The sequence below is a fragment of the Liquorilactobacillus satsumensis genome (assembly GCF_964065465.1).
GTDB lineage: Bacteria > Bacillota > Bacilli > Lactobacillales > Lactobacillaceae > Liquorilactobacillus > Liquorilactobacillus satsumensis.
On record NZ_OZ061606.1, the window covers coordinates 1,148,212 to 1,172,978 of the forward strand.

The following is a 24,767-nucleotide window of genomic DNA, read 5'->3' on the forward strand; positions in this document are numbered from 1 at the left end:
TTATTTTTATTCGGAATAAAAATATACTTGGAGGGGTCTACTATGAAGTTTACAGTTTTAGGTGCTGGTGCAATGGGATACCGTTATGGAGTTTTATTACAAGAAGCTGGAAACCAAGTTGATTTTGTTGACACTTGGGAAAAGAACGTCGAAAAGGTGCGTGAACAAGGTGGTGTCTTAGTTGCACGTGATCATCAGGATCAGCATCTTGTCCCCGTTAATGTTTACTACCCGGAAGAATACCAGGGACATCCCGACGTTTGGGTAGTCTTTACCAAACAAATGCAGCTTGCGGACTTTTTAAAACGAACTGCGCATTGTTTTGACGAAAAACAATACGTCCTCACTTGTATGAATGGCATGGGTCACGTTGAAAAACTCTTAGAGTATTTTAAACCTGCAAAATTGATTGCTGGAACTGCTTTGGTCGCAACTGTTTTGAATGGACCTGGAGATGTTGACTTCATTGGTGCACGTGGTGCTGGCACAATGAATCTCGCCAATTATACTGAAAAGCCGGATGAAATGACGCATAAAGTTGTGACTGAACTTGAGAAAGCTCAATTCAACCCGAATCTAACCACTAACTTCATGGGTACGCTCCTCGCTAAAGTTGTCTTTAATTCTGTTGTTAACACACTGTGCACGCTCTTTGAAATCACAATGGGTGAATTTGCAAGCTATCCTGGAGCTGACGAGTTGAGCAAACAACTGATTAATGAAGCCTACGATGTCTGCGAACGTGCCGGTATCCAGATGCTTAACACCCGACAAGCAGAGCTGGAGAGCGTTAACTACGTCTCAACCGTTGCTAACCCGTTGCACTATCCTTCAATGTATCAAGATATGTCGCATAATCGTCCAACAGAAGTAGACTACATCAATGGCTACTTGGTCGAGCTGGGAAGAAAGTATCGCTATGAAGCGACTACACATGCATTCTTAACCCATCTTGTCCATCTTGCAGAACACACTCGTCAAGCTCCAAAAGAGGCTGTCTCGGAATAAGCCCTACTGAAAAGTTCCTTCTCACAGTATTACTGACTGCCTATTTAAGTCAGACATCATGTTAATTTATAAAAATAAAGAGAGTGTTCCATAAGTCGGGAAATTTCGAGTTAGCACTCAAATTTTGACTTATGGAACACGTTTATCCGGAATAAAAGAGGGGCTGTGACAAAATTTAACTTTTGTCACAGCCCCTTAGTACTATTTTAATAACATAAAGAGTTCGAAAAACGGATTTAAATAACTTTTTAGAAGCAAATCTGCTACTATCTTTTGCTATCCTTGTTCCGTGAATACTTTTGCTTGTTGTCCTGCTTGCCGACCGAAAACAATTGTTTCTGCAATTGAATTTCCGCCAATTCGATTATTTCCGTGAAGTCCGCCTGCGACTTCCCCGGCAGCGAGAAGTCCCGGAATGACATCCCCATTTCCGTCAAGCACTTGTGTCTTTTCGTTAATATGAATACCGCCCATTGTGTAATGGACAGCAGGTGCTACGTGAATTGCATAATAAGGTGCTGTGGTCAAGCCATTGCCAAAGCCAGTTGTTCTGCCGAACTGCGGATCTAAGCCGCGTTCAACCGCTTGATTCCAGGTCTTTACCGTCTCTTCCAATTTAGCTGCTTCAAAACCAACCTTTTGCGCGAGCTCTGCAATTGAAGAAGCTGTGACCACTAGACCAATTTTGAGGTAAAAATCAATTGCCTTGACCCGCTCACGAACCTGTTGATCAAAAACTAGATAGGCACTTTTTTCTGGCAGTGCAGTAATCTGATTGGAGACGATTCTACGTGTATCTAATTCATTCACAAATCGTTTTCCCTTTGAAACAAGCAGTGCGCCCTCACCTCTGACTGCTTCACCAATCAAAAAGGCATGGGGATTATCTTGTTGAACAGTAGGATGTACCTGGATCAAGTTCATCTGCATCAACTCTGCGCCAACTTGATGGGCCAGCCTAAGTCCATCCCCAGTAGCACCTGCGTGATTCGTTGTCCGATACCCTAAAAGATCCGGACGATACTTTTGCAGCAACTCTTTTGAAGCACCAAATCCACCAGTTGCTAACACCACTACTTTGCTGTGCAGCGTTTTTTTAGTTCCATCGGCGAACTTGACTTCTACTCCTTGGGTTGCTCCGCTTGTACTTCGCAAAAGACGCGTAACAGTTGTTTCAGTTACCAACGGAATCTTTTGTTGCTGTAATGCCTGCAACAAGCCTTGAATCAGAAATGCCCCAATCGGAGCAGTGCTAGCCGGTCGATGTGCACGTTTTTTGCTCATTCCACCTGTCAATGTCAAATCAGAAAGTTCAATTCCATGAGCAGACAACCAATCAAGCGCCAATACCGCATGTGTACTGAAGTAACGCAGCAGTTGTGGATCATTAAGATAACCCCCGCCATGGTATGTTTCTTGATAAAATTCAGCAAAGCTATCAACAATCCCATGCTGCAGTTGCACATTAGTTTCAGCAGCGTTCATTCCTGAAGATGCCCGGTTAGTGTTGCCGCCAATTTTAGCCATTTTTTCAACCACCAGCGGCTGCAGTCCAAGCTCATGTGCCTGCAACGCACAGGTTAAACCGGTGGCCCCTGACCCGACGATTACCACGTCATATTTATCTTGTAACTTTTCTGGTGCGGTTGTACTAAAAGAAAAAGCTCCCACTATTTTACCCCCTAAAATATTTGTGCTTGCAACCAACTTTGCCCGTTATTGTCCCTCACTATTAGTCATTTTCAATGGATCAACCCACAGATCAAATTGTTCTGCGGTGACCTTCCCCGATTTCAACGCAGCTTCTTTTAAAGTAGTTCCCTCTTTTTCAGCTTGTTGTGCAATTTTTGCACTTGCATGATACCCGATATGTGGTGAAAGTGCCGTCACCGTCATCAACGAATCTGCAACTAACTCGGACATTCTCTTTTCGTTAACTGTCAAGCCATGAATCATTTTGTCTGCAAAACCGTTCATGGTTCCTTCCAAGACTTCAACTGACTCCAAAAAGGTTTCAATAATTAAAGGTTTAAAAACGTTCATTTCAAAATTTCCTTGTGAAGCAGCCGTCGTAATCACAGTATCATTGCCCATCACTCTGAGTGCAGCCATCGTCAATGCCTCTGCTTGAGTTGGATTAATCTTGCCAGGCATGATAGATGAACCAGGCTCGTTAGCCGGAATATGCAATTCACCATAACCTGCACGCGGACCACTGGCCAAGAAACGGACATCATTCGCAATTTTCAACAAATCACTTGCGAGTGTCTTTAATGCTCCATGAACCGCGTTCAACGCAGAATGTGCACTCAGACCATAAAATTTATTGCTTTTTACAGTAAAATCACTATGATAACGCGTATTTATTCTTGTAGCTACAGCTGCAGCAAAGCCTGGGGCCGCATTCATCCCAGTACCAACTGCGGTGCCTCCAAGTGGTAGTTCCAGCAAACTAGGCCGCAATGCTTGAATGAATTGCAGATCATGCTGCAGCATGCTCACCCAACCACTGACTTCTTGTCCAAAAGTTAATGGAGTCGCATCTTGCAGATGAGTTCGACCAATTTTAACAGTTCGCCAATATTTTTTTCTTTTTTCGTCTAATTCAGCAATCAAATGCTCCAGTCCTGCAATAAGTTGCGCCAGCTCTAAATAAGCTGTGATGTTCATTGCAGTCGGAAAAATGTCATTTGAACTTTGCCCATGATTAACTTCATCATTCGGCCGTATTGTAATTGTGTTGTCCATGCGGGCAGCCAAGTTAGCAATAACCTCATTCACATTCATATTAGTCTGCGTACCCGAACCAGTTTGATAAATATGTAGCGGAAAGTCCCTTTCCAATTTCTCGTCGGTAAGCCCAAGTAGTTTATCAGCAGCTGCTACCATTATGTCAGTCTTATCACTTGTAAGTTGTCCTAGCGCACCATTAGCTTGGGCTGCGGCTTTTTTGAGCTCAATTAAAACACGGATAAGCGCCAGTGGGATCTTCTTCCCCGTTTTGAAATTATGGCGGCTGCGTTCTGTTTGCGGTCCCCACAGCGCATCTGCAGGGATTTTAACGGGTCCCAATGTATCTTCTTCAATTCGAAATGACGTCATGCTAGCTCCTCCTTGGATTGTAGTGTTGCGAAAAATTCATGCTAACTTTTCGAAAAACAGCAACAATAATCATCTTTATTATATCCTGTTTCAAAATTCAAATACAATACTCGTTAATGAAAGTACGCCCTTAACATGCAGTCGTTAAAAACTAAGGCGGTGATTAGAATATAATCAATTTTTTTGCAATCCAAATTTCAGCGCTTACAATGAAAGCAGGAACTTAATTTTTGGCTTCATTTTCGCAGCCCTGTAAACAAGCAACTAAAGGAGAATTTGGATGAAAAAATTTAAAAAACCATTTTTTATGGTAAACCCTAAAACGTATCTTTATGGGAATGATGTACTCAGATTAGCTGAGCTGACTGAAAAAGTAGCAGCAAAATACGACATTGAAAGTATTTTCACCGCACAGTTGATTGATATCCCTGAAATTAAAAAACATGCATATCCTCATTTGCTAATTACCGCACAACATATGGATACAATCCCTCCAAATAAGGGAATGGGAAGCGTTTTACCAGAAGCTTTGAAAGCCTATGGAGTAGACGCCGTCATTTTGAACCATTCTGAAAGACAGCTAACTCTTTCACAACTCGATGCCGGTATCAAGCGTGCTAAAAAAGTTGGCCTCTTAAGTATTGCTTGTGCAGACACACTTGAACAGTGTCAAGCCGTTGCACAACTGCACCCGAATGCCATGATCTGTGAACCGGCTGCATTAGTAGGTTCCGGCAAAACAAGCGGCAAAGACTATGTAACCCAGTCAATTGCTGCAGTTCATGCAGTTGATCCTGCTATTTTCGTAATCGAAGCTGCTGGTGTCAGCACTGCGGCAGATGTAACCCAAATGCTGGAATGGGGTGCAGCTGGAACTGGTGGTGCTAGTGGAATTGTCAAAGCTGAAGATTGGGAGGCCAAGCTGAACGCATTAATAGGTGCCTTAGCACACTTTAAAAAGTAACTGACTTCTGCCAAAATTTTAATACGTCAGACTATAATTAAAGGCAACTTTGCCTAATAGCTACAAGTAAGCTTTGATCTAGGCTGATACGCCGACTTACTCAAAAAGTGTCACTAGTTCCATTGCGCTCACATTACAATAAATTGCATGATTAGTGGTCCATCTCTAGCAATTTACATTGTTTGTAAAGGCATGGTATAGTGACACTTTTATTTTTAGAGCTGCTAAAAAACTATTTCAATTCATTCAGATCATTAAGTTCCTCTTCGCTCAACTCAATCTCTTGGGCCTTAAGATTCTCTAATGCGTGGACCACAGATTTGGTTCCCGGAATCGGGAGAACAACCTCGCTTGTTTTTAATAACCAAGCAAGTGCAATCTGTGCTGGTCCAACATCATATTTTGCAGCAATTTGCTGCAACCTTTGATCAGCTGCCAATTTCCCGGTTGCTAAGGGGAACCAAGGAATAAATGCCAGATGGTGCTGTTCAGCATAGTGTAAAACATCTTCATCTGCACGATCAACTAAGTTATACCGATTCTGCACTGAAACAATGGGTACAATTTTCTGAGCTTCTTCAAGTTGCTGCACACTGACCTGGCTTAATCCAATATGCTTAATCTTTCCTTCAGCCTGCATATCACGTAAAATGCCAAGTTGTTCTGCTAGCGGAACTGCTGGATCAACTCGATGCAATTGTAAAAGATCAATTTGATCCAAACCAAGCGAAAACAAATTCAGTTCAACCTGCTGTCTTAAGTACTCCGGCCGACCATTTGGAGTCCATTTATCTGGGCCTTGGCGTGTAAGCCCAACTTTGGTAGCGACCATTACTTTAGTGTGAGGCCGTTGCTGTAAGGCTTTTTTCAGATAAAGATTGGCGAATAACGGCCCATAAGCATCTGCTGTATCAATAAAATCAACTCCATTGTCTAACACTGTGGTCAGAACTTTAATGGCGTTTTGCGGATCCGTTGAAGGACCCCAAACTCCCTTTCCAGGCAGTTGCATGGTTCCATATCCTAAACGATTCACGGTTAATTCTTTGTCAAAAGAAAAAGTTTTCTTCAAAACAACACCCCTTTTCTGCACTTATCCTACTGCAACTTGTTGCTTTATGGCAAGTTATTAGAAAAAAGTGCGACACCCGGCGTCCAGCCTTTGAGCAGCAACCGTTAAATTGCAAAATAGGTTGGTTGTGACTATGTGCAATTTGCGGTTAGGCGCAAAAGGTTGCTGGGTGGAGCACGTTATGAAAGAAGTGCCGACACCCGGCGTCCAGCCTCCGTAGACTAAGTCCTGAATTACAAAGTAACCCGAACTTGGTTACGCGTAATTTAGGCTTAGGCACAGGAGGTTGCTGGGTGGAGCACGTTATGAAAGAAGTGTGCAAAAAGGCGCTAGGTTTTGAGGCTTAGCGTTGGATCACAGTGGTAACCGCACTTGTTACCGGTGTGATCCATGCTAAACACAAAAACCTGCCTTTTGGAACATGTTATAGAGAAGTGCCGACAACCGGTGTCCAGCCTCCGTAGACTAAGTCCTGAATTACAAACCTTAAAGGCGCATCGTTGTGTTACCTAGCTTACTAATCAACTTCATATTTTCACGATAATCAACAGGAACTGCGATTACATAGACACCCGTTTTAGCAGCTACTGCTTCTTGCATAAAGCGTGAAAAGTCTCCTGCTTTTTCTACTTGACGGCCATGTGCCCCAAAACTTTCCGCATATTTGACAAAATCTGGGTTGTCAAAATCAACCCCATTATGATGCTTAATTTCCATATCCATCTTCCATTTAATAAGTCCATAAGATGCGTCTTCCCAAATTACGATTATTAGATGAAGCTTCTCGCGAATTGCGGTCTCAATCTCCTGTGAGTTCATGAGAAAACTTCCATCTCCCATCACAGCAACCACCACTTTATCAGGCCGAGCAAGCTTGGCACCGATTGCCCCTGGTAAAGTCCAAGCCATTGTTGAAAGTCCATTGTCAATTAAGCAAGTATTTGAAAGATAAGTTTGATAAAGACGCGCCATCCACATCTTAACTGCCCCAGTGTCTACAAGCACTACTGCATCATCTGGTAAAACCTTACGGGTTGCATACACAACTGTTTGCGGTTTTAGCGGAACATCAAGACTCTTTTGCCCACTGATCAATTCATCATGAATCAGTTCTCGAATTTGAGCAGTTTTGTGCGAAAAATGCAGGTCCTGCAGCCGTAATGATTGTAATAACGCCTGCAAACTAGCACGAATGTTTGCAATGATGTTCAATGTAACTGGATAGTGACTATCAACGTCTTGACGGAACATGTTAATATGAATAATTTTTTTATCGCCATGTGGATTGATTCTTTGCGGATCAAATTGCTGAATGGAAAATCCAATTGAGATTATCATATCAGCACGATCAATCGCAAAATTTTCGTAATCCTTGCGCATAAAGCCAACAACCCCAAGCGCATTTTTATGTCTATCTGAGAGGACACCCTTGCTCATAAACGTGGTTACAACTGGAATGTCTAGTAACTCACTTAATTCCTGAACTTCCTGTTCCGCGTGCTTCCACAGCACACCATCCCCTGCTAAAATTATTGGATTTTTAGCGGCGGCGATTAACTTCACTGCCTTATCAATATCTGAAACAGTCGGCTGCGTCACAGAAATAGGATCAATTTTAAGAGGTTTCAACTGAGCCGTCACCGGCTTTTCTTCAACATCCTGAGGAATTGCAAGGTAAGCCGCACCTGGTCGATCTCTCTTAGCTGTTGAAAAAGCCTTGCGAATCATCTCGGGGACTGCCCGCGGTGTCAGTATCATACTGGCATATTGTGTAACCGGTTTAAACATAGAAACAAGATCTAAAACTTGATGAGATTCTTTATGCAACCTTGCCAACCCGCCTTGAGCACTTAATGCAACCAAGGGAGTCGAATTTGTCTCTGCATCAGCAACTCCCAGCATTAAATTAATCGCACCTGGTCCAAGGGTTGCCAAGCAAACCCCTGGCATCCCTGTCAACCGTCCATACGTACTTGCCATAAATGAAGCTCCTTGTTCGTGGCGTGTAAGGACAAATTCAATCGTCTTGGAATCATTAAGCGCATCAACTAAGTGGATGTTCTCTTCTCCTGGAATTCCAAAAACGTATTTTACTCCTTCACCTTCAAGACATTCTACTATTAGATGTGCCGTATCCTTCTGCGAATCTGAACTCATGTTTTCTCCTCAATTCTCTTTTTTTATAAGAGCTAACCATTAAAATCCTTTGAGCTTTTTCACAAAGTCTTAATGCTAGTTACTTTTTATTATAGTAGCACTTTACACTACTAAATTCCTCTTTAATAGTTGTTTTTACAAAATATTCATGTTATAGTTTACACGTAATATGAACATATACTCATATCTTTAATTGAATTCAGAAAGGAGGGTTCAAATTGGAACAAGCACGCTTTTCCGGTAGAAGATTTTTACTAATTACTGTGTTAAATGTCACAATCACAATTTTTGAACTTCTTGGTGGTATCGTTTCAGGTAGTTTAGCCTTAATTTCTGATGCCCTGCATAATCTCAGTGACTCTTTTTCGGTTATTCTAAGTTATATTGCTCATCGAATCGGGATGCGCAGTCCTACTCCCAAAAATACTTACGGTTATCAAAGAGCCGAAATTATTGCTGCACTCTTGAATTCATTAATTTTGGTTTTTCTTTCGGTCTATTTATTGATTGAGGCCATTAAACGCATCATGCAGCCCGAGCAAGTTAGTGGCGGTGTGATGTTTTGGACAGCCTTGATCAGTTTTGCAGCAAATCTTTTTGCAACTATCCTACTTAGCCGTGATTCAAAACATAACCTCAATTTGCGTGCAACTTATCTGCACCTCCTAAGCGACGCATTAGCTTCAGTTGGAGTTATCATCGGCTCACTTTTAATCTTTTTCTTCAAAATTTCTTGGGTGGATCCTGTGGTAACTATTTTGGTTTCTTTATACATTGCTTACGAAGCCTGGCCAATCATTCGGCAAACGCTAATGATTTTAATGGAAGGATCCCCCGCAATTGATCCGACAGAAGTCAAGAACACTATCATGACTATTCCTTCGGTACGTGGTGTCCATCATTTCCATACTTGGCTAATCAACGAAAATGAATTAGTGGCCTCTGTACATGTCAATCTGGCTAATCAGTCTTTAAGAGAGACAGAATTAATCTATTCTCAGATCGAAGAGCTACTCCAAAAGAAATACAAAATTATGCATGTCACCATTCAAGCTGAATGTACCCGCGGTCTTAAAGATAAGATGTGCTTTTCAAAAGATGATGAAAAACAGCAGCACTAAAAAAATACCTTCACATATTTTCAAAAGAAATATGTGAGGGCATTTTTTGTTTTTTATAAACATAACAATCATTTTTGCCGATTGATTAATCTAATGAACACCCTTAATGCTGTTCCAAAAAAGTTAATGCAGCTGCATAATCAGGTTCATTACTCTGTTCTCCAATCAACTCACGATAAACTATCTTTCCAGCATGATCAATAATCCAGACACTCCGGGCATCAATCCCCTTATCTGAAATGTACAGTCCAAGCTGCTTGCCAAAACTTCCTTGTGCATCAGATAAGAGCTGCATCTCTGAAACGTTTTCAGCAGCACACCAATTTTTCTGCTCATCTGCTGTATTTGTTGAAATTGTCAGAAAATCAATGTTAGGGAAATTATCCACCCTCTCGTTGAACTTCTTAGTAGAGAGGCTACATACTCTTGTGTTGATATTTGGAACAACACTAATTAACACATACTTTCCATTTAAGCCTTGTAATGTAACTCGTTGCTGACGATCATTTTCCAGACTAAATCCTGGGAAGCTTTCTCCTACAACAGGCGGTTCACTATTCGTATCAAGCGGTGCATTATGCATTGTAACTTTCACAAAATCAGCTCCTTTGATCTTCTTGTACCTCACGTATTATACAATATCTTGTTTTCAAATAAAAAAATTCTACCTCGCTGAATTTAAAAACCGATTAATTCAGATTAGTTTTGTTTTTTGCTATACTGAACCCAAATAAACGTTAGTGACTAAAAGTAAATACTTAAAAATTCCTTTGAAAGGGTGTGCTCCACTTTGAAAAAAAGAAGTGCGCGAATCGCTCATCAGAAATACTTAAGCAACATCAAACATATTCACGGCTTTAGCCGCACAGCCTCCTATGTCGGCACTGGCCTGTTACTTGGGGCCGCTACCCTACCAACGATTAGCGTTAAAGCTGCTACAACAACTACGCTTACAAGTGAAAAAAATGCAGCGTCTGAAGCCAAAGCTACGCCAAATGACACGGCTACACAAACTAGTTCTACTACACAAGCCGAAAGTAACAAAACAACCACCGCTAACGAAATAACTGAAAACTCTAGTAGTTCTGCTCCCTCCACGAACACTGCTACAAGTGCGCAAACTGCTGTCAGTTCCTCAACTCCAACAACAAAGTCCAGCAGCCAAAATACACAAACTTCAAGCAGTGCTGCTGCCACAAGTGCGGATAATCCAAGTAGCCCTACTGTGGCTAACAGTAATGTTAGCGTTGCGTCGTTCAGTGCGAATTTAAATACAAATTTGTCAGCATCCATTCCAGGTAATGTCAATTCATTTCTAAACAGCGTCGCCTCTTCTGCCCAGCAGGTCGCAATGCAATCTAATCTCTATGCATCCCTGATGATTGCTCAGGCAGCTCTTGAAAGTGGTTGGGGTGGCAGCTCGTTGGCCACGCAAGCTCACAATCTATTTGGAGTAAAGTATTCCGGCAGCGGGAATTACGTTACAATGAACACTTCAGAGTATGTTAGCGGCTCCTGGATCTATCTTCCAGCTAAATTTCAAGCCTATCATAGCTACAGTGATTCCTTTGCCGGCTATGCAGCCCTAATTAAAAATAATTTTCCGAATTCTACAAAAGCAACTGCAGCTTCTGTTGCGACCGCAGCCCAAAATCTTGCTCATGGAAAATATGGAACGTATGCAACTGCACCTAACTACGCAGCTACTTTGATAACTCTTATTAATAATTATGGTTTAACAAAGTATGACACGCCTAACAACGGTACTTCAACGCAATCGTCAAATCATAATTCAGCTTCAAATCAGAGCCCCTCTTCCAGCGGTGCGAATGCAGCCACCAATAGTTCATACACCGTTAAAAGTGGTGATACATTATGGGAAATTGCCAGCAGCCATGGTATTTCTGTTGCAAACTTGAAGAATTGGAACAGTCTGTCTTCCGACATTATTTACGTTGGACAAAAACTAAAAGTTGCCAATTCAAGCAGTTCTAATACCCAAAACACTTCTAATTCTAACTCCGCAAATCATAATTCAAGTACTCAGCAATATGCTGTCAAAGCCGGGGACTCACTCTGGGCGATTGCTAATCAACACGGTATTTCCGTTAGTGATTTGAAAAAATGGAATAATCTTTCGACTGATACCATTTATATTGGACAGAATCTCAAACTTACAAATATTAATAATACTGCTTCGTCGAACAATACTAGCAATCATAATTTCAGCAATACAAACAGTAACACAAACAGTTCTTCAACCAATAAAAATTATGCTGTTAAAGCCGGGGACTCGCTCTGGGCAATTGCGAATAGCTACGGTATCTCAGTCGCTAACTTGAAGCGCTGGAACAGTTTATCTTCTGACATTATCTTTGTTGGACAAAAATTAAAAGTTGCCAATTCGAATAATTCCAATCCGCAAAATGCTTCAAATTCTAGCTCTGCGAACAACAATTCGAAGCATAGTTCAAGTACTCAACAGTATGCTGTCAAAGCTGGCGATTCACTTTGGGCCATTGCTAATCAACATGGATTAACCGTTACTCAGCTTAAAAACCTTAACAGTCTCGGCTCTGACACTATTTACGTTGGACAAGTATTAAAAATTGCTACCAGCAGTGTGGCTCCTAAGACATCCAGTAATTCTGACCATGCCACATATACTGTCAAAGCTGGTGATTCATTGTGGCAACTTGCTGTTAAATTCGGCTTAACTGTGACACAGATCAAAGCCAATAATCACCTAACCTCTGATATCATCTATGTTGGTCAGCAATTAAAACTCTAGTAAGTCAATTATAATTTTTTCAAACTTCTTAAGCATTGATTAAACTGCAGTTGCAGCAATCAATGCTTTTTTTGAGAAAATTTAAAAATAATTGCGTATTTTATCTTTGAAAAATGTGTAGTTGCAATCAAAGATTGATACTGTTTATGCTCGTTATTTACATTTTTAAATGTTTCACTGCATCATTTTTTATGCAAAAAAAGGTAAAAAATTATTTTAAGAAACAATTGACTTCTCGCTCAAAAAATTCAATAATTAACGTATATTTATTTCATTAAAAATATTTTGCTCTAATTTGTTAGTATAATTAACTCGTTTGGCACGAAACTATTAGGATACATCAATTATATTGGGGGAACTTCTTATGATGATGCACAAAAAAATCACAAGTGTTGCAGCTACTGTATTAGCAGCTCTTATGCTCACTGGTCCGACAATCGTAACTGCTTCAACTGTTTCTGAAAACAATCCTGCAACTGCAAGCTCAAATTCAGCGGCGCAAAACTCGAGTTCAACTGAAAGTATAGTCACTGGTGCGACAGGCGACAATCCTGGTGAAGGTGACGATCCTTCCATTAACCATGACGGCACGGGCGAAGGCGCTGGTGGGGTTGGGTACGTCTCAAGCAGTACTGCAGCTGCTAGTTCGTCTGCCACAAATTCAACTGCCACTGAGGCTGCAAGCTCAGCAACTGCAAGCTCAAATTCAGCAGCACAGAACTCGAGTTCAACTGAAAGTATAGTCACTGGTGCGACAGGCGATAATCCTGGTGAAGGTGATGATCCTTCCATTAACCATGACGGCACGGGCGAAGGCGCTGGTGGGGTTGGGTACGTCTCAAGCAGTACTGCAGCTGCTAGTTCTACTGTTGCAAATTCTGCAACGTTAACTTCAAATTCTACCACAAATGCCGCTAGTTCTACTGAAAAATCTAGGACAACGGATTCTTCTTCCAGCAGTAGTGCTGCCAAAGAGCCTAACCACAATGCTACCAATATAGCTGCTACAGGGAATAATCAGACTGTTGCCACTAGGGAAAGCACCCTCACAGCACAATCATCCCCGAATCAAGTTGCTAAGACAAAAACCAGTCATGTCGCTGCTGCAGCAACCTTACCCCAAACTGGCGATAATCATCAAACTAGTGCACTGCTTTCACTCTGGGGGATTTTGTTAACTGCAGCCATGATAATGGGCTTTGGCTTTAAATATTTACACCAGTCCAAGCATTTCAAGGAATAATGATTTCAACTGCAGTAATCTTTTTAAAAAGAGGCGTCGAAGTCGCAGAACTTTGACTTATAAAACGCGTTTATTCAGCATAAATAGCGGGAGAGTGTGACATAAGTCGGGAAAATTTGAGTGCTAACTCGAAATTACGAACATCGCGAGTACTTTGCTATGAGTAATTCGAAGTTAGACGGAGAATTTTGACTTATGGAACACGTTTATCCGGAATAAAAGAGAGGTTGTGACAAAAGTTAAATTCTGGCACAGCCTCCCGCTATTTATTTTAGATATGGGCATTAACGTATCCCAATAGGTAAATATTACTAGACATTACTCTTCAAGCATGAACTGTTTCTTGCTTAAACGCCTGCCTAATGGCAATTTGCGTCTGCACTTCATCCCTCAGTCGTGCAGTAGTCTCGTCGGACCAGTCAAAATACTGTGCCATTTCAGTAATGATTGGCTCATAAACCTTTTCCAGATGCTTAAAATTGAAAAGCATTTGACTGCTCCGACGCAGAAGATAATCAATTGGGTGCAAAACCATTTCTTCTTCCAAACCATAATGCAGTTGTGCATAGTCAAGCGCTGAGAGATGTGTTTCACTTGTCTGTGCCTGCTCCAAATAACTATAAACTGCATCGACATTACGACCATAACGATGCACTAAAGACTCTGCAGCCATTTTTGAAAGTCCATGTTCTGTTCCACGTGTAACAGCTGCGTCGAAAAATTCCTTAAACCCTGCACTGCCGCTTGCGTCAGCTCCTGAAAGTGGCAAATGAACAGTTTGAGTTTCAACATAGTGGTAATCACCATATTCAGTTGCAAAGTCCTTAGCCACTTCATTCACAATCTTTTCCGCCATTTTGCGGTAACCTGTCAATTTTCCACCTGCGATTGAATATAAACCTGAATCCGAATGGAAAATCTCATCCTTGCGCGAAATCTCGGAAGGACTTTTACCCTCTTCTTGAATCAAGGGACGTACTCCTGACCAAGCAGATTCAACATCGTCGAAATGCAACGGTTTAATCGCAAACATTTGATTGACAGCACTTAAAATGTAGTGCACGTCTTTACTTGTAATAGACGGTTCTCGTGGATCTTCATTCCAGCTTGTATCTGTTGTTCCAAAATACGTTTTCCCTTCTCGCGGAATCACAAACATCATCCGCTTATCGTTAAACGGAGTATCAAAAAAGATTGCATTTTTTACAGGAAATTTGGCATTATCGACCACGAGATGCACACCCTTAGTCAAATGCAGATGTTTTCCCTTATTCGAACCATCCATTTGACGAATATCATCAACCCACGGCCCTGCCGCATTGATAATTCTTTTAGCATAGATTGTTCCGTTTGTTCCCGTGATCTGATCCTGATACTTGACTCCGCTAACTTTACCATGCTCATTATAAATTAAATCCATCACCTTCGCATAGTTGGCTAGCAATGCTCCTTGCGCGTGTGCTTCCTTGACAACTTCCATTACTAAGCGAGCATCATCTGTGCGATACTCAACATAAACACCTGTCCCTTTTAGCCCTTCTGCTTTTAAATAAGGCTCCCGTGCCAATGATTCCGCACGATCAAGCATAAATTTACGTTCACTTTTCTTAACCTTGGCTAAACGATCGTAAATATCAAGCGCAATTGCTGTCGTAAATTTACCTAAAGTTCCTCCATTGTAAAAAGGTAGCATCATTTTTACGGGCGTGGTCACATGAGGAGCATTTTCATACACAATAGCCCGTTCAGAACCGACTTCTGCAACCTCATGAAAAGCAAGTTGTTTCAGATAACGCAACCCGCCGTGAACTAACTTTGTTGAGCGGCTCGAAGTTCCAGAGGCAAAGTCTCGCATTTCAAGCAGCCCAGTTTGTAAACCGCGAGTTTGTGCATCAAGTGCAATCCCTGCACCAGTAATCCCGCCACCGATGACTAATACATCCAGCTCCTTAGCTTCCATTGTCTGAAGCTCTGCAAATCTTGTTTTGCTATTAAACTCTGTCATGGCATTCCCTCCAACTAAGCTTCTAATCAGCACAAATTATCCTTCAAAAGTTACTCTTCTTTCTTCACCTGATACTTAAACGCCATCGTGGCCTTCACTGCATGCAGCCAACCTCCATACAGCTCTTCACGCCGCGCCTCATCCATCTGAGGATCAAACCTTTTACCAACTTTGTAAATCTCCTTCAAGTCATCAACACTGTCCCAAAAACCAACTGCAAGTCCAGCCAGAAAAGCGGCCCCCATCGATGTGGTTTCAACATTAGCTGCCCGTTCAAGCGGGAGATTAAGCAAATCAGCTTGAAACTGCATCAAGTAATTATTATTTGACGCCCCACCATCCACTCGCAAGACAGGCACCTTAATCTTAGTATCCTTATACATTGTATCCACCACGTCTCGTGACTGGTAAGCCAACGACTGCAAAACCGCCTTAACAAAATCTTTTCTGTTTGTGCCACGTGTAATTCCAAAAACTGCCCCACGTGCATCTGCATCCCAATACGGTGCACCCAGCCCTGTGAATGCAGGAACCACGTAGACTTCATCTTGACTAGTTGAAGTCTGAGCAGCCTCTTCTGAAGCCGGTGCACTATCAATCAAGTGCATTGAATCACGCAACCATTGAATTGCTGAACCTGAAACAAACACCGATCCCTCGAGTGCATAATTGACTTCTCCATTTAGTCCATAGGCAATAGTTGTCAACAGATTATTAGCAGACATGATGGGCTTTTTTCCTGTATTCATCACAATAAATGAACCGGTTCCATAAGTGTTTTTAACCATTCCTGATTTAAGTGCCAATTGCCCAAACAATGCACTCTGCTGATCACCAGCCATTCCAGCAATTGGAACTGCACTCCCATAGAAGTGATAAGTAGCAGTTTTCCCATAAATCTCAGAATTTCCTTTAATCTCCGGTAACATTACACGTGGAATATTCAAAAGTTTCAGGATATCATCATCCCAGTCCAGCTTATGAATGTTGAAGAGCATTGTCCTGCTTGCATTCGTATAGTCTGTCACATGAATTTTTTCACCCGACAGCTTCCATGATAACCAAGTGTCAATGGTTCCAAAAAGCAGTTCCCCTTTTTCTGCTCTTTCCTGTGCTCCTTTGACATGATCAAGAATCCAACGTAATTTTGTTGCCGAAAAGTACGGGTCGATCACAAGCCCTGTCTTATCATGAATCATATCCGCATAACCTTTTTGTTTTAATTTTTGTGCAATTTCATTTGTCTGTCGGGATTGCCATACAATTGCATTGTAAATCGGCAAACCGGTCTGTTTATCCCAGACCACTGTCGTCTCACGTTGATTTGTAATTCCCACAGCTGCAATTTGCTTTGGCTGAATTCCCGAGGAGATAAAAGCATTGGCAATTGTTGATAACACAGCGTTCCAGATTTCATTTGCGTTGTGTTCTACCCAGCCTGGATGTGGAAAATACTGTGAAAATTCACGTTGAGAATCGGAGACTATTTTGCCATCATGATCAATGATTAATGCTCGTGTACTTGTTGTACCTTCATCAATCGTAAGTATATATTTTTTTGCCATCTTTTTCCCCTCCATTATTTGAGAAATCATCGCTTCTATTGATACCGCTTACAAAATATAGATTATACCATTTTGTAAAAAATGCAAGTAAATAGCTTATCCCTTGTGAAAGTCATCGCAATTATAAGCCTTTGTACGGCAATTTTGATTGTGAATTAATCTGGGTTGTAGTTACTTTCACGAGTTTCTTTTAGTATACCAAGCTTATTTCTCTGATCTTAAGCACCACCATGTTCCATCTATATCCCCCAGCTTGTTGTTAAATGAGCAAACTAGATTCGCATTAAATTTTGCAAAAAAAGGCTGTGACAAAAAGTTAAATTTTGTCACAGCCCCTCTTTATTCCGGATAAACGGGTTCCATAAGTCAAAATTCTCCGTCTAACTTCGAATTACTCATAGCAAAGTACTCGCTATGTTCGTAATTTCGAGTTAGCACTCAAATTTTCCCGACTTATGTCATACTCTCTTTTATTAGTTGGTTATTTACTATTTTTGTGATTCAAACGCCGACGATACAAGATTATTCCTAAAACTGCCAAAATGATCACAATCCCGATGACCGTTAAATAGCCACTGTATTGTTCTCCAGTTTGTGGCAGATTTCCCTTTGAAGTACGTTTATCTGAACTACCGGTTTGTTTATTTATTGTTGATCCAGATGTTCCAGTCCTCGGCTTACTACTACTTGATTGTGTTGGATTCTCTGGTTTTTCAGGTTGAACAGGAGTTTTCTTATCAGTTACTTGTACATTTGCTGGAATTGATTTTTCAGTCATTCGTAAAGTAATCCTGAAAGTCTGCTTGTCCTTATTCAAGTCATAACCCTTTGGAGCTTTTACCTCAACAAAGTAATATTTTCCTAGTTTCAGATTATTATATTTGACTTGACCCTTTACATCTGTTGTCAAGCCACTGGCAACTTTTGTACCATCTTTCTTATAAAGGTCAAAAACCGCACCGGACAAAGCTTTGCCCGTATCCCCATCAGTCTTAGTCAAAACAACTGAGCCTGTTTTTTCGGTATTCGTTGCCTTCACAGTAACAGCATGTTGCTGATTAAGAACAATAGTAAAGCTATATTGCTTTTTAATATCAAAACTATAGCCGGTTGGGGCACTTGTTTCAACGAAATAATATTGGCCCGGCTTAAGTTCAGCAACTTTTATTTGACCTGCAGCGTCAGTGGTTAACCCACTCGCTACCTTAGTTCCATCTTTCTTGTAAAGATCAAAGACCGCACCAGACAATGTCTTTCCTGTATCACTATCTGTTTTGGTTAAGACAACTGAACCTGTCTTTTCGGCATTCGTTGCCGAAACTGTGGCGACCTTAACTGTTGTTTGTAGTTCAACTGTGAAGTTCAATTTGGCATCGTTTAACTCATATCCTGCGGGAGCACTTGTTTCTTTAAAGTAGTAGTCCCCTGGTTTCAGCTCAGCAACTTTGACCTGTCCAGCTGCATCGGTGGTTAAGCCACTGGCAACTTTTGTGCCATCTTTTTTGTAAAGGTCAAAGACTGCACCAGATAATGTCTTTCCTGTATCACTATCTGTTTTGGTTAAGACCACTGAACCTGTTTTTTCAGCATTCGTTGCCGAAACTGTAGCGACCTTAACTGTTGTTTGTAATTCTACTGTGAAGTTCAGTTTGGCATCGTTTAACTCATATCCTGCGGGAGCACTTGTTTCTTTAAAGTAGTAGTCCCCTGGTTTCAGCTCAGCAACTTTGACCTGTCCAGCTGCATCGGTGGTTAAGCCACTGGCAATTTTTGTACCATCTTTTTTGTAAAGGTCAAAGACTGCACCAGATAATGTCTTTCCTGTATCACTATCTGTTTTGGTTAAGACCACTGAACCTGTTTTTTCAGCATTCGTTGCCGAAACTGTAGCGACCTTAACTGTTGTTTGTAATTCTACTGTGAAGTTCAGTTTGGCATCGTTTAACTCATATCCTGCGGGAGCACTTGTTTCTTTAAAGTAGTAGTCCCCTGGTTTCAGCTCAGCAACTTTGACCTGTCCAGCTGCATCGGTGGTTAAGCCACTGGCAATTTTTGTACCATCTTTTTTGTAAAGGTCAAAGACTGCACCAGATAATGTCTTTCCTGTATCACTATCTGTTTTGGTTAAGACCACTGAACCTGTTTTTTCAGCATTCGTTGCCGAAACTGTAGCGACCTTAACTGTTGTTTGTAGTTCAACTGTGAAGTTCAATTTGGCATCGTTTAACTCGTAACCTGCAGGAGCACTTGTTTCCTTGAAGTAGTAGTCTCCTGGTTTCAGACTGCCTACTTTGACCTGTCCAGCTGCATCGGTGGTTAAGCCACTGGCAACTTTTGTACCATCTGCTTTGTACAGATCAAACGTTGCCCCAGCAAGTGCCTTTCCAGTATCTCCATCAGTCTTGGTCAGAACAACTGAGCCTGCCTTTTCGGCATTCGTTGCCGAAACTGTAGCGACCTTAACTGTTGTTTGTAGTTCAACTGTGAAGTTCAGTTTGGCATCGTTTAACTCATATCCTGCGGGAGCACTTGTTTCCTTAAAGTAGTAGTCCCCTGGTTTCAGACTGCCTACTTTGACCTGTCCAGTTGCATCGGTGGTTAAGCCACCGGCAACTTTTGTGCCATCTTTTTTGTAGAGATCAAAGACTGCGCCAGACAATGCCTTTCCTGTATCACTATCTGTTTTGGTTAAGACAACTGAACCTGTTTTTTCAGCATTCGTTGCCGAAACTGTAGCGACCTTAACTGTTGTTTGTAGTTCAACTGTGAAGTTCAATTTGGCATCATTTAACTCATATCCTGCGGGAGCACTTGTTTCCTTGAAGTAGTAGTCTCCTGGTTTCAGACTGCCTACTTTGATCTGTCCAGCTGCATCGGTGGTTAAGCCACTGGCAATTTTTGTACCATCTTTTTTGTAGAGATCAAAGACTGCGCCAGACAATGTCTTTCCTGTATCACTATCTGTTTTGGTTAAGACAACTGCACCCGTCTGCTTAACGTTAGCAGCTGAAACCGTCGCAACCTTAGTTGTGATCTGTAACTCAACTGTAAAGCTGAGCTTAGCATCATTTAATTCATACCCTGTTGGAGCCTTGGTTTCCTTAAAATAATAGTTACCTGGCTTCAAATTATCGACTTTAACCTGCCCATCTTTACCAGTCGTTAAGCCTGTTTTAATCAACTTGTCGTTACTATCGTAGAGACTAAAGACCGCGCCTGATAATACTTTACCGGTATCACCATCTGTTTTGGTTAAGACCACTGAACCAGTCTTTTCACTGTTTACCGCAGCTACCTTTGCAACTTTAGCAGTCGTTTGCAACTCAACGGTAAACCCGTAATGCGTGTCCTTATTAAAATCATAACCAGCTGGGGCTGCTGTTTCAGTGAAGTAATAATCACCAGGCTTTAATCCAGCATAAGAGATCTGCCCGTTGCTATCGGTCTTCAAATCACTAGCTACTTTTGTCCCGTCTGCTTTATACAAATCAAAAGTTGCACCCGGCAACGATTTATTAGTATCACCATCTGTTTTGGTCAAAACAACAGCACCTGTTTTTTCTGCATTATAGGCTTTAACAGTCTGTTGAATATTATCAGCGTTGACCGTAAATTTATGCTGTGTTTGATCTAAATCGTAGCCAGCTGGCGCAGTTTTCTCGACTATATAGTAATCACCGGCGTCTAATCCCGAATAGGTAACTTCTCCCTTATCATTAGATGTCAAACCACCTTTTACTAAGGAACCATCTTTCTTATAAAGATCAAAGGTTGCACCAGAAAGTGGTTTCGTAGTATCACTATCAGTTTTCTGAATAGTGACTTTGCCTTGTGTATTTTTTTCATTAATAGTTACGTTGCTGTTAGCGTCTGCGTTAGCATAACTAATCGTAATTTCCTTACCTTCAGCTAAATCTGAAGAAATCACATAACCATCGGGAGCACTCGTTTCAACCAGGATGTACTTACCAGACTTCAAGTTATTCCAACCTAATTTACCGTCAGTTCCTGTGGTACCACTACGGAGCAACTGCCCCTTTTTACCACTATTATCAGCGTAAAGTTCAAACCCAGCTCCTGCCAGGGCTTTTTTATTATCTGCATCAGTCTTATTAATTACTAAATTAGTATTCTTACCAGTTGCAGACCCACCATTATTAACAATCTGTGTCTGGGAAGTTGTTGTCTGACTAGTCTCTTTCTCACCATTACCAGCAACTGTAACTGAATTACTGAGTGTATCGTTTGCCAGCCCAGAGTTAATCAGTGAACGATAATGAACTGAATAAGCGGACGTAATTTCATTTAAGAAGCTTATTTTCAATTCCTGCTTGCCAGTCAAAGCATCCGTTGTCAAATCGACTTTATAATCTTTATTAAGCTGAAGTGGGTTAGCAGTATCCTCAGTATAATTACCCTTTGCATCTACCTTAGTTGGATAAATCACAACTGATTTTTCATCAACAATCTGATTCTCAGAGGGAGTATCATCAACAACCACATCCTTAAGTTGCGATTGAGCCTTGTTGACCATAATATTCCAAATAGCATATGCAGAGTCAGTTGGATCTTGTTGTCCGCTCTTAGTTGCTAAACTACCACTATTCGGGACTGCGACACTTGCATTTAAATTGCTAGACTTAGAATCATTAGTATAGGTGGCGGTATTATTATAAGTTTTTTGATCAATTACTTTGCCCGCCAAACTAGTTTCGTAAACCAATACATATGCTTTAGTACTGCCCTCAGGTAAAGCAGCTGTGATTGTCTTAGAATCTTTATTATAGTTGATCGTAGCATTAGTTACTTCATTGCCCTTTGTGTAAGAACCGCTTGCATTGATAGTTGCTTCATATAATTTAGCACTACCATCAACATAGTCTTGATCACCTTTGATGGGATCAGTGATTGAAGCATTCTTTAGCGTTCGTTGATTGTAGTTACCCACTACAGTCCAAGTAATGTGTTTGTTGACAGCATTGTAACTACCAGACTTACTACCATCATTTTTAAAATTAGTCTGCGGTCCAAAATCCGCACTGCCATTGTTGGTATGATCTTTTCCATCTTTATCTTTCCAAGTAGCTGTGGCAGTATTGGTCCATTTACCGTTACTTGGTAACTTATTAGTCTCAAAACTGGTTTTGTATGATAATGTATACCAATCTTTAGCACTTGTTTTCAAGTTACCTAAGAATTCAATTTTAAATCCGTTACCATCCTTAGTAATCAGGTAATCTGTGCCAGCTTTATAAGTTGTATTAGTGTCTTTATTACGTAGTACAAATGAATCATAGTCAACCGTCAAACCTTCAGGAACTGGATCTGTCAGCGACCAGTTTGACATCTCCTGACGCGCCATGTTGATGTCAAAATTCCATTGTACAGTCTTGGCATTATAATCAACATTTCCTCGGCTTTTGGTCAATCCCTGTTGTCCGACAGTCTGATTACCAGAATCAGCTGTCTTGTCTCCTCCAGAAACAGAGTTACTAATTGTTTGATTTTTATCAATTGGGTCTGTCACCTGCGACTGATACGCGATTTTAACACCTTTGTCTAACCCGTTTGTAAAGGTAATTGTCATCTTTGATTTATCAGAATTATAACTAACTTTATACAAGGATGCATCTACTTGAGTGCCGTCTTCATATTTCAATGTAGGGTCGCCACTGAACGCTTGCCCTGCTGACAATGTATCTGTCAGCGAAGTATTGGCCGGCAGCTTCTTTTCGCCATAATTATACTCAATGTGCCAATTATACTTTTGACTACCGTTGTTGTCTTGACCATCATATGTCTTATTTAAGAGTTTGCCATAATTAGCTGTCACGCTCGCCTTACCAGTTGAATCTTTCCCATTATTAGTTAATGTCGCAATATTAGTAAAATTAACACTGCCGCCGTCATCCGGTAACTTGCTGGCATCAATCTCACTTGTGTATTCAATCTTAAATGCTTGGTGTGTTTTAGCGTATTTGCCGATAAAAGTCACTTTTCCGTTTTTATCGACAGTATAGTCAGTTCCTGCAGTTAAAGGAGCCCCAGTAGCTGTCACATTACCCTTTAAATCAACTGTTAACGGATAAACAGCAGTGCTCTTTAAAGTGGTTGGTACATCTCCATTAGTACTTGTAGGCATTGGATCTGTAACTGTGGCGTTATCAAGTTCCTTCCCGTTTGTATTAACAGTGACATCCCAAGTAATTCCAGTTGGGTTTTTAGAATTAGTTTCTCCTGTCAGTTTCCCGGCCTTAGCAATATCGTTTCCGCCTGTCGGGTTCACAACAATCTGCGTTTCATGTGGGCCGTCTTTGGTTGGAATTGTGATTACCTGTTCTCCAGTTGTGGTGGAGCTACTTATGGTAGAAGTGTAATTAAAGGTTCCAGAGATGCTGTCATGGCTTTCAACCTCTTGGTTAAAAGTAAAGGTCACTTTTCCATCAGAAGAAATAGTATATGTTCCATAATCACCCAATTTCCCTGTACCAGGTTTATATTGTATCCCAGCAGGTAAATTAAAACTAAAGTAGTCTCCGGCTTTTAACTGATAACCATCTTTAAGTTCTTTTAGAATAGACCATTTATAATTCAGCTTAATATTGGTATCCGCTGTAACAGCACTAGAATCAACTGTTTTACCGTTTTGATCGGTAAATTCAATCTCAGCAGAGTCTATAATTGTCCCGTTGGAAGAATCTGGAAGGTATTTTGAAAGATCGTTACCTGTTGTTGCAGCCGCTAAGGTCTTAGTTGTTTTATTGGCTGCAGTTGAGCTCTCTTTAGCTGCAGATGATGCTGTGGCTTGACTACTTGCAGCAGATTGGCTTGAGCTACTTGAACTGCTTTTTATAACCGAAGAAGTCTTTGAAGAAGCAGAACTAGTTAATGCTGCAGACGATGAAGATGTCTGAGCAGAACTGGAAGAACTCGAACTTGATGTGCTAGCAGAGCTATTCGCAGTCTGCAGCGTTTCTGAGGTAATACTTTGACTATTCAAAGTAAATTTAAGTGTGCCGCTTGTATTACTTGTACTAGACTGAAAGGTCAGTTTAAGGATGGCATCACTATCAACCCCCGCGTTAACTGTCACGTCCAGCTGATTATCTTTGACAGTATATTGGCCAACTTCCTTATTATTTGTGTCTGTAAGCGTGGTTTCCTTGTCAGTATTTTTTAATACCAGCCCTTCATTCGAAGTAGCTTTCACTTTTGCTTGCGTTGTGGTGGATCCTGTATTCTTAGTATGTATCTTCAGTGCTAATGTTCCTTGTTGATTATCATCCTGTTTTGCATCAATTAATTTAACCGTGTCAGCATTCGTGGAAACTTGGTCATTGGCATCTATTTGAGCAATTGGTGTCAATAACTGTGCTAACAAGATCACTGCCATTATCACAGAGTATAACTTCTGAAACAATTTGTTCCTATTCATTTCTTTTCCCCTTTTTGAGTTTATTATAATATCCACTATTAATTCAGGTAAGCGGCCCCAGCAAACATGTTTGTAGTAGATTAACAAGGAAATTATATATTTTTTAACTTTTACAGTCAATTAAAAGGGTATTATATGATACTTAAATCAGAAATTATAGTATTAAAACAAAAGGATGCTTCACATCTAACATTGAATTTTCAGTTTCTTATATTAACCTAAACTACCTAAAAAACAACAATTAAGCAGTAAGTCTTAATTGTTGTATACTAGCAACATAACTAATGGAGAAAGGATCGCTGCA

At 40.9% G+C, this 24,767-nt stretch carries 13 protein-coding genes; 5 read left to right on the forward strand and 8 right to left on the reverse strand.

Annotation, left to right across the window (positions count from 1 at the left end; all coding sequences use genetic code 11):
* The first annotated feature begins 42 nt into the window (after positions 1-42).
* Positions 43-1,008 (forward strand): ketopantoate reductase family protein, encoded by a 966-nt coding sequence (locus tag AB3Y88_RS05425; protein ID WP_056961085.1) that lies wholly within the window; start codon positions 43-45, stop codon positions 1,006-1,008.
* Positions 1,009-1,284: 276 nt separating this feature from the next.
* Here the strand turns inward: AB3Y88_RS05425 and AB3Y88_RS05430 are convergent, their stop codons facing one another.
* Both AB3Y88_RS05430 and AB3Y88_RS05435 read right to left on the reverse strand, forming a co-directional pair.
* On the reverse strand, positions 1,285-2,682 hold the full coding sequence (locus tag AB3Y88_RS05430; RefSeq protein ID WP_228888006.1) for a flavocytochrome c: 1,398 nt from the start codon (positions 2,680-2,682) through the stop codon (positions 1,285-1,287).
* Positions 2,683-2,724: 42 nt separating this feature from the next.
* Positions 2,725-4,110 (reverse strand): class II fumarate hydratase, encoded by a 1,386-nt coding sequence (locus AB3Y88_RS05435; RefSeq protein WP_228887980.1) that lies wholly within the window; start codon positions 4,108-4,110, stop codon positions 2,725-2,727.
* A gap of 280 nt (positions 4,111-4,390) precedes the next feature.
* Between AB3Y88_RS05435 and AB3Y88_RS05440 the strand changes: the two genes are divergently transcribed.
* The gene (locus AB3Y88_RS05440; protein WP_054757803.1) at positions 4,391-5,074 is read left to right on the forward strand and encodes a triose-phosphate isomerase; all 684 of its coding nucleotides are present in this window, start codon (positions 4,391-4,393) and stop codon (positions 5,072-5,074) included.
* 232 nt (positions 5,075-5,306) lie between these two features.
* On the opposite strand, the gene AB3Y88_RS05445 is transcribed toward AB3Y88_RS05440, so the two are convergent.
* On the reverse strand, positions 5,307-6,146 hold the full coding sequence (locus AB3Y88_RS05445; protein ID WP_228887978.1) for an aldo/keto reductase: 840 nt from the start codon (positions 6,144-6,146) through the stop codon (positions 5,307-5,309).
* Positions 6,147-6,632: 486 nt separating this feature from the next.
* Positions 6,633-8,303: an acetolactate synthase large subunit gene (locus tag AB3Y88_RS05450; RefSeq protein ID WP_056961087.1), complete on the reverse strand. Its 1,671-nt coding sequence runs from the start codon at positions 8,301-8,303 to the stop codon at positions 6,633-6,635.
* A gap of 218 nt (positions 8,304-8,521) precedes the next feature.
* Between AB3Y88_RS05450 and AB3Y88_RS05455 the strand changes: the two genes are divergently transcribed.
* Positions 8,522-9,424, forward strand: coding sequence for a cation diffusion facilitator family transporter (locus tag AB3Y88_RS05455; protein WP_228887977.1), 903 nt, complete (start codon positions 8,522-8,524; stop codon positions 9,422-9,424).
* Positions 9,425-9,527: 103 nt separating this feature from the next.
* Here the strand turns inward: AB3Y88_RS05455 and tpx are convergent, their stop codons facing one another.
* Positions 9,528-10,019: a thiol peroxidase gene (tpx, locus tag AB3Y88_RS05460; RefSeq protein WP_367293407.1), complete on the reverse strand. Its 492-nt coding sequence runs from the start codon at positions 10,017-10,019 to the stop codon at positions 9,528-9,530.
* 195 nt (positions 10,020-10,214) lie between these two features.
* Between tpx and AB3Y88_RS05465 the strand changes: the two genes are divergently transcribed.
* Positions 10,215-12,215, forward strand: a complete 2,001-nt coding sequence (locus AB3Y88_RS05465; RefSeq protein ID WP_261909496.1) for a LysM peptidoglycan-binding domain-containing protein — start codon at positions 10,215-10,217, stop codon at positions 12,213-12,215.
* A 364-nt stretch (positions 12,216-12,579) separates the two neighbouring features.
* A complete protein-coding gene (locus tag AB3Y88_RS05470; protein ID WP_056961091.1) occupies positions 12,580-13,458 on the forward strand; it encodes a hypothetical protein in 879 nt (292 codons plus the stop codon).
* A 325-nt stretch (positions 13,459-13,783) separates the two neighbouring features.
* Here AB3Y88_RS05470 and AB3Y88_RS05475 read toward each other — a convergent pair whose 3' ends face one another.
* From AB3Y88_RS05475 to AB3Y88_RS05485, 3 genes are all read right to left on the reverse strand, one after another.
* Positions 13,784-15,463, reverse strand: coding sequence for a glycerol-3-phosphate dehydrogenase/oxidase (locus tag AB3Y88_RS05475; RefSeq protein ID WP_228887975.1), 1,680 nt, complete (start codon positions 15,461-15,463; stop codon positions 13,784-13,786).
* 50 nt (positions 15,464-15,513) lie between these two features.
* Positions 15,514-17,028 (reverse strand): glycerol kinase GlpK, encoded by a 1,515-nt coding sequence (gene glpK / locus AB3Y88_RS05480; protein WP_228887974.1) that lies wholly within the window; start codon positions 17,026-17,028, stop codon positions 15,514-15,516.
* Positions 17,029-17,509: 481 nt separating this feature from the next.
* The gene (locus AB3Y88_RS05485) at positions 17,510-24,463 is read right to left on the reverse strand and encodes a SpaA isopeptide-forming pilin-related protein (RefSeq protein WP_367293408.1); all 6,954 of its coding nucleotides are present in this window, start codon (positions 24,461-24,463) and stop codon (positions 17,510-17,512) included.
* Positions 24,464-24,767: the final 304 nt, after the last annotated feature.

Bases quoted from the DNA above. Each gene is read 5' to 3' on its own strand.
- AB3Y88_RS05485 (WP_367293408.1), bottom strand. From the start codon at position 24,463: ATGAATAGGAACAAATTGTTTCAGAAGTTATACTCTGTGATAATGGCA.
- AB3Y88_RS05475 (WP_228887975.1), bottom strand. From the start codon at position 15,463: ATGACAGAGTTTAATAGCAAAACAAGATTTGCAGAGCTTCAGACAATG.
- AB3Y88_RS05470 (WP_056961091.1), top strand. From the start codon at position 12,580: ATGATGATGCACAAAAAAATCACAAGTGTTGCAGCTACTGTATTAGCA.
- AB3Y88_RS05450 (WP_056961087.1), bottom strand. From the start codon at position 8,303: ATGAGTTCAGATTCGCAGAAGGATACGGCACATCTAATAGTAGAATGT.
- glpK (WP_228887974.1), bottom strand. From the start codon at position 17,028: ATGGCAAAAAAATATATACTTACGATTGATGAAGGTACAACAAGTACA.
- AB3Y88_RS05425 (WP_056961085.1), top strand. From the start codon at position 43: ATGAAGTTTACAGTTTTAGGTGCTGGTGCAATGGGATACCGTTATGGA.
- AB3Y88_RS05435 (WP_228887980.1), bottom strand. From the start codon at position 4,110: ATGACGTCATTTCGAATTGAAGAAGATACATTGGGACCCGTTAAAATC.
- AB3Y88_RS05440 (WP_054757803.1), top strand. From the start codon at position 4,391: ATGAAAAAATTTAAAAAACCATTTTTTATGGTAAACCCTAAAACGTAT.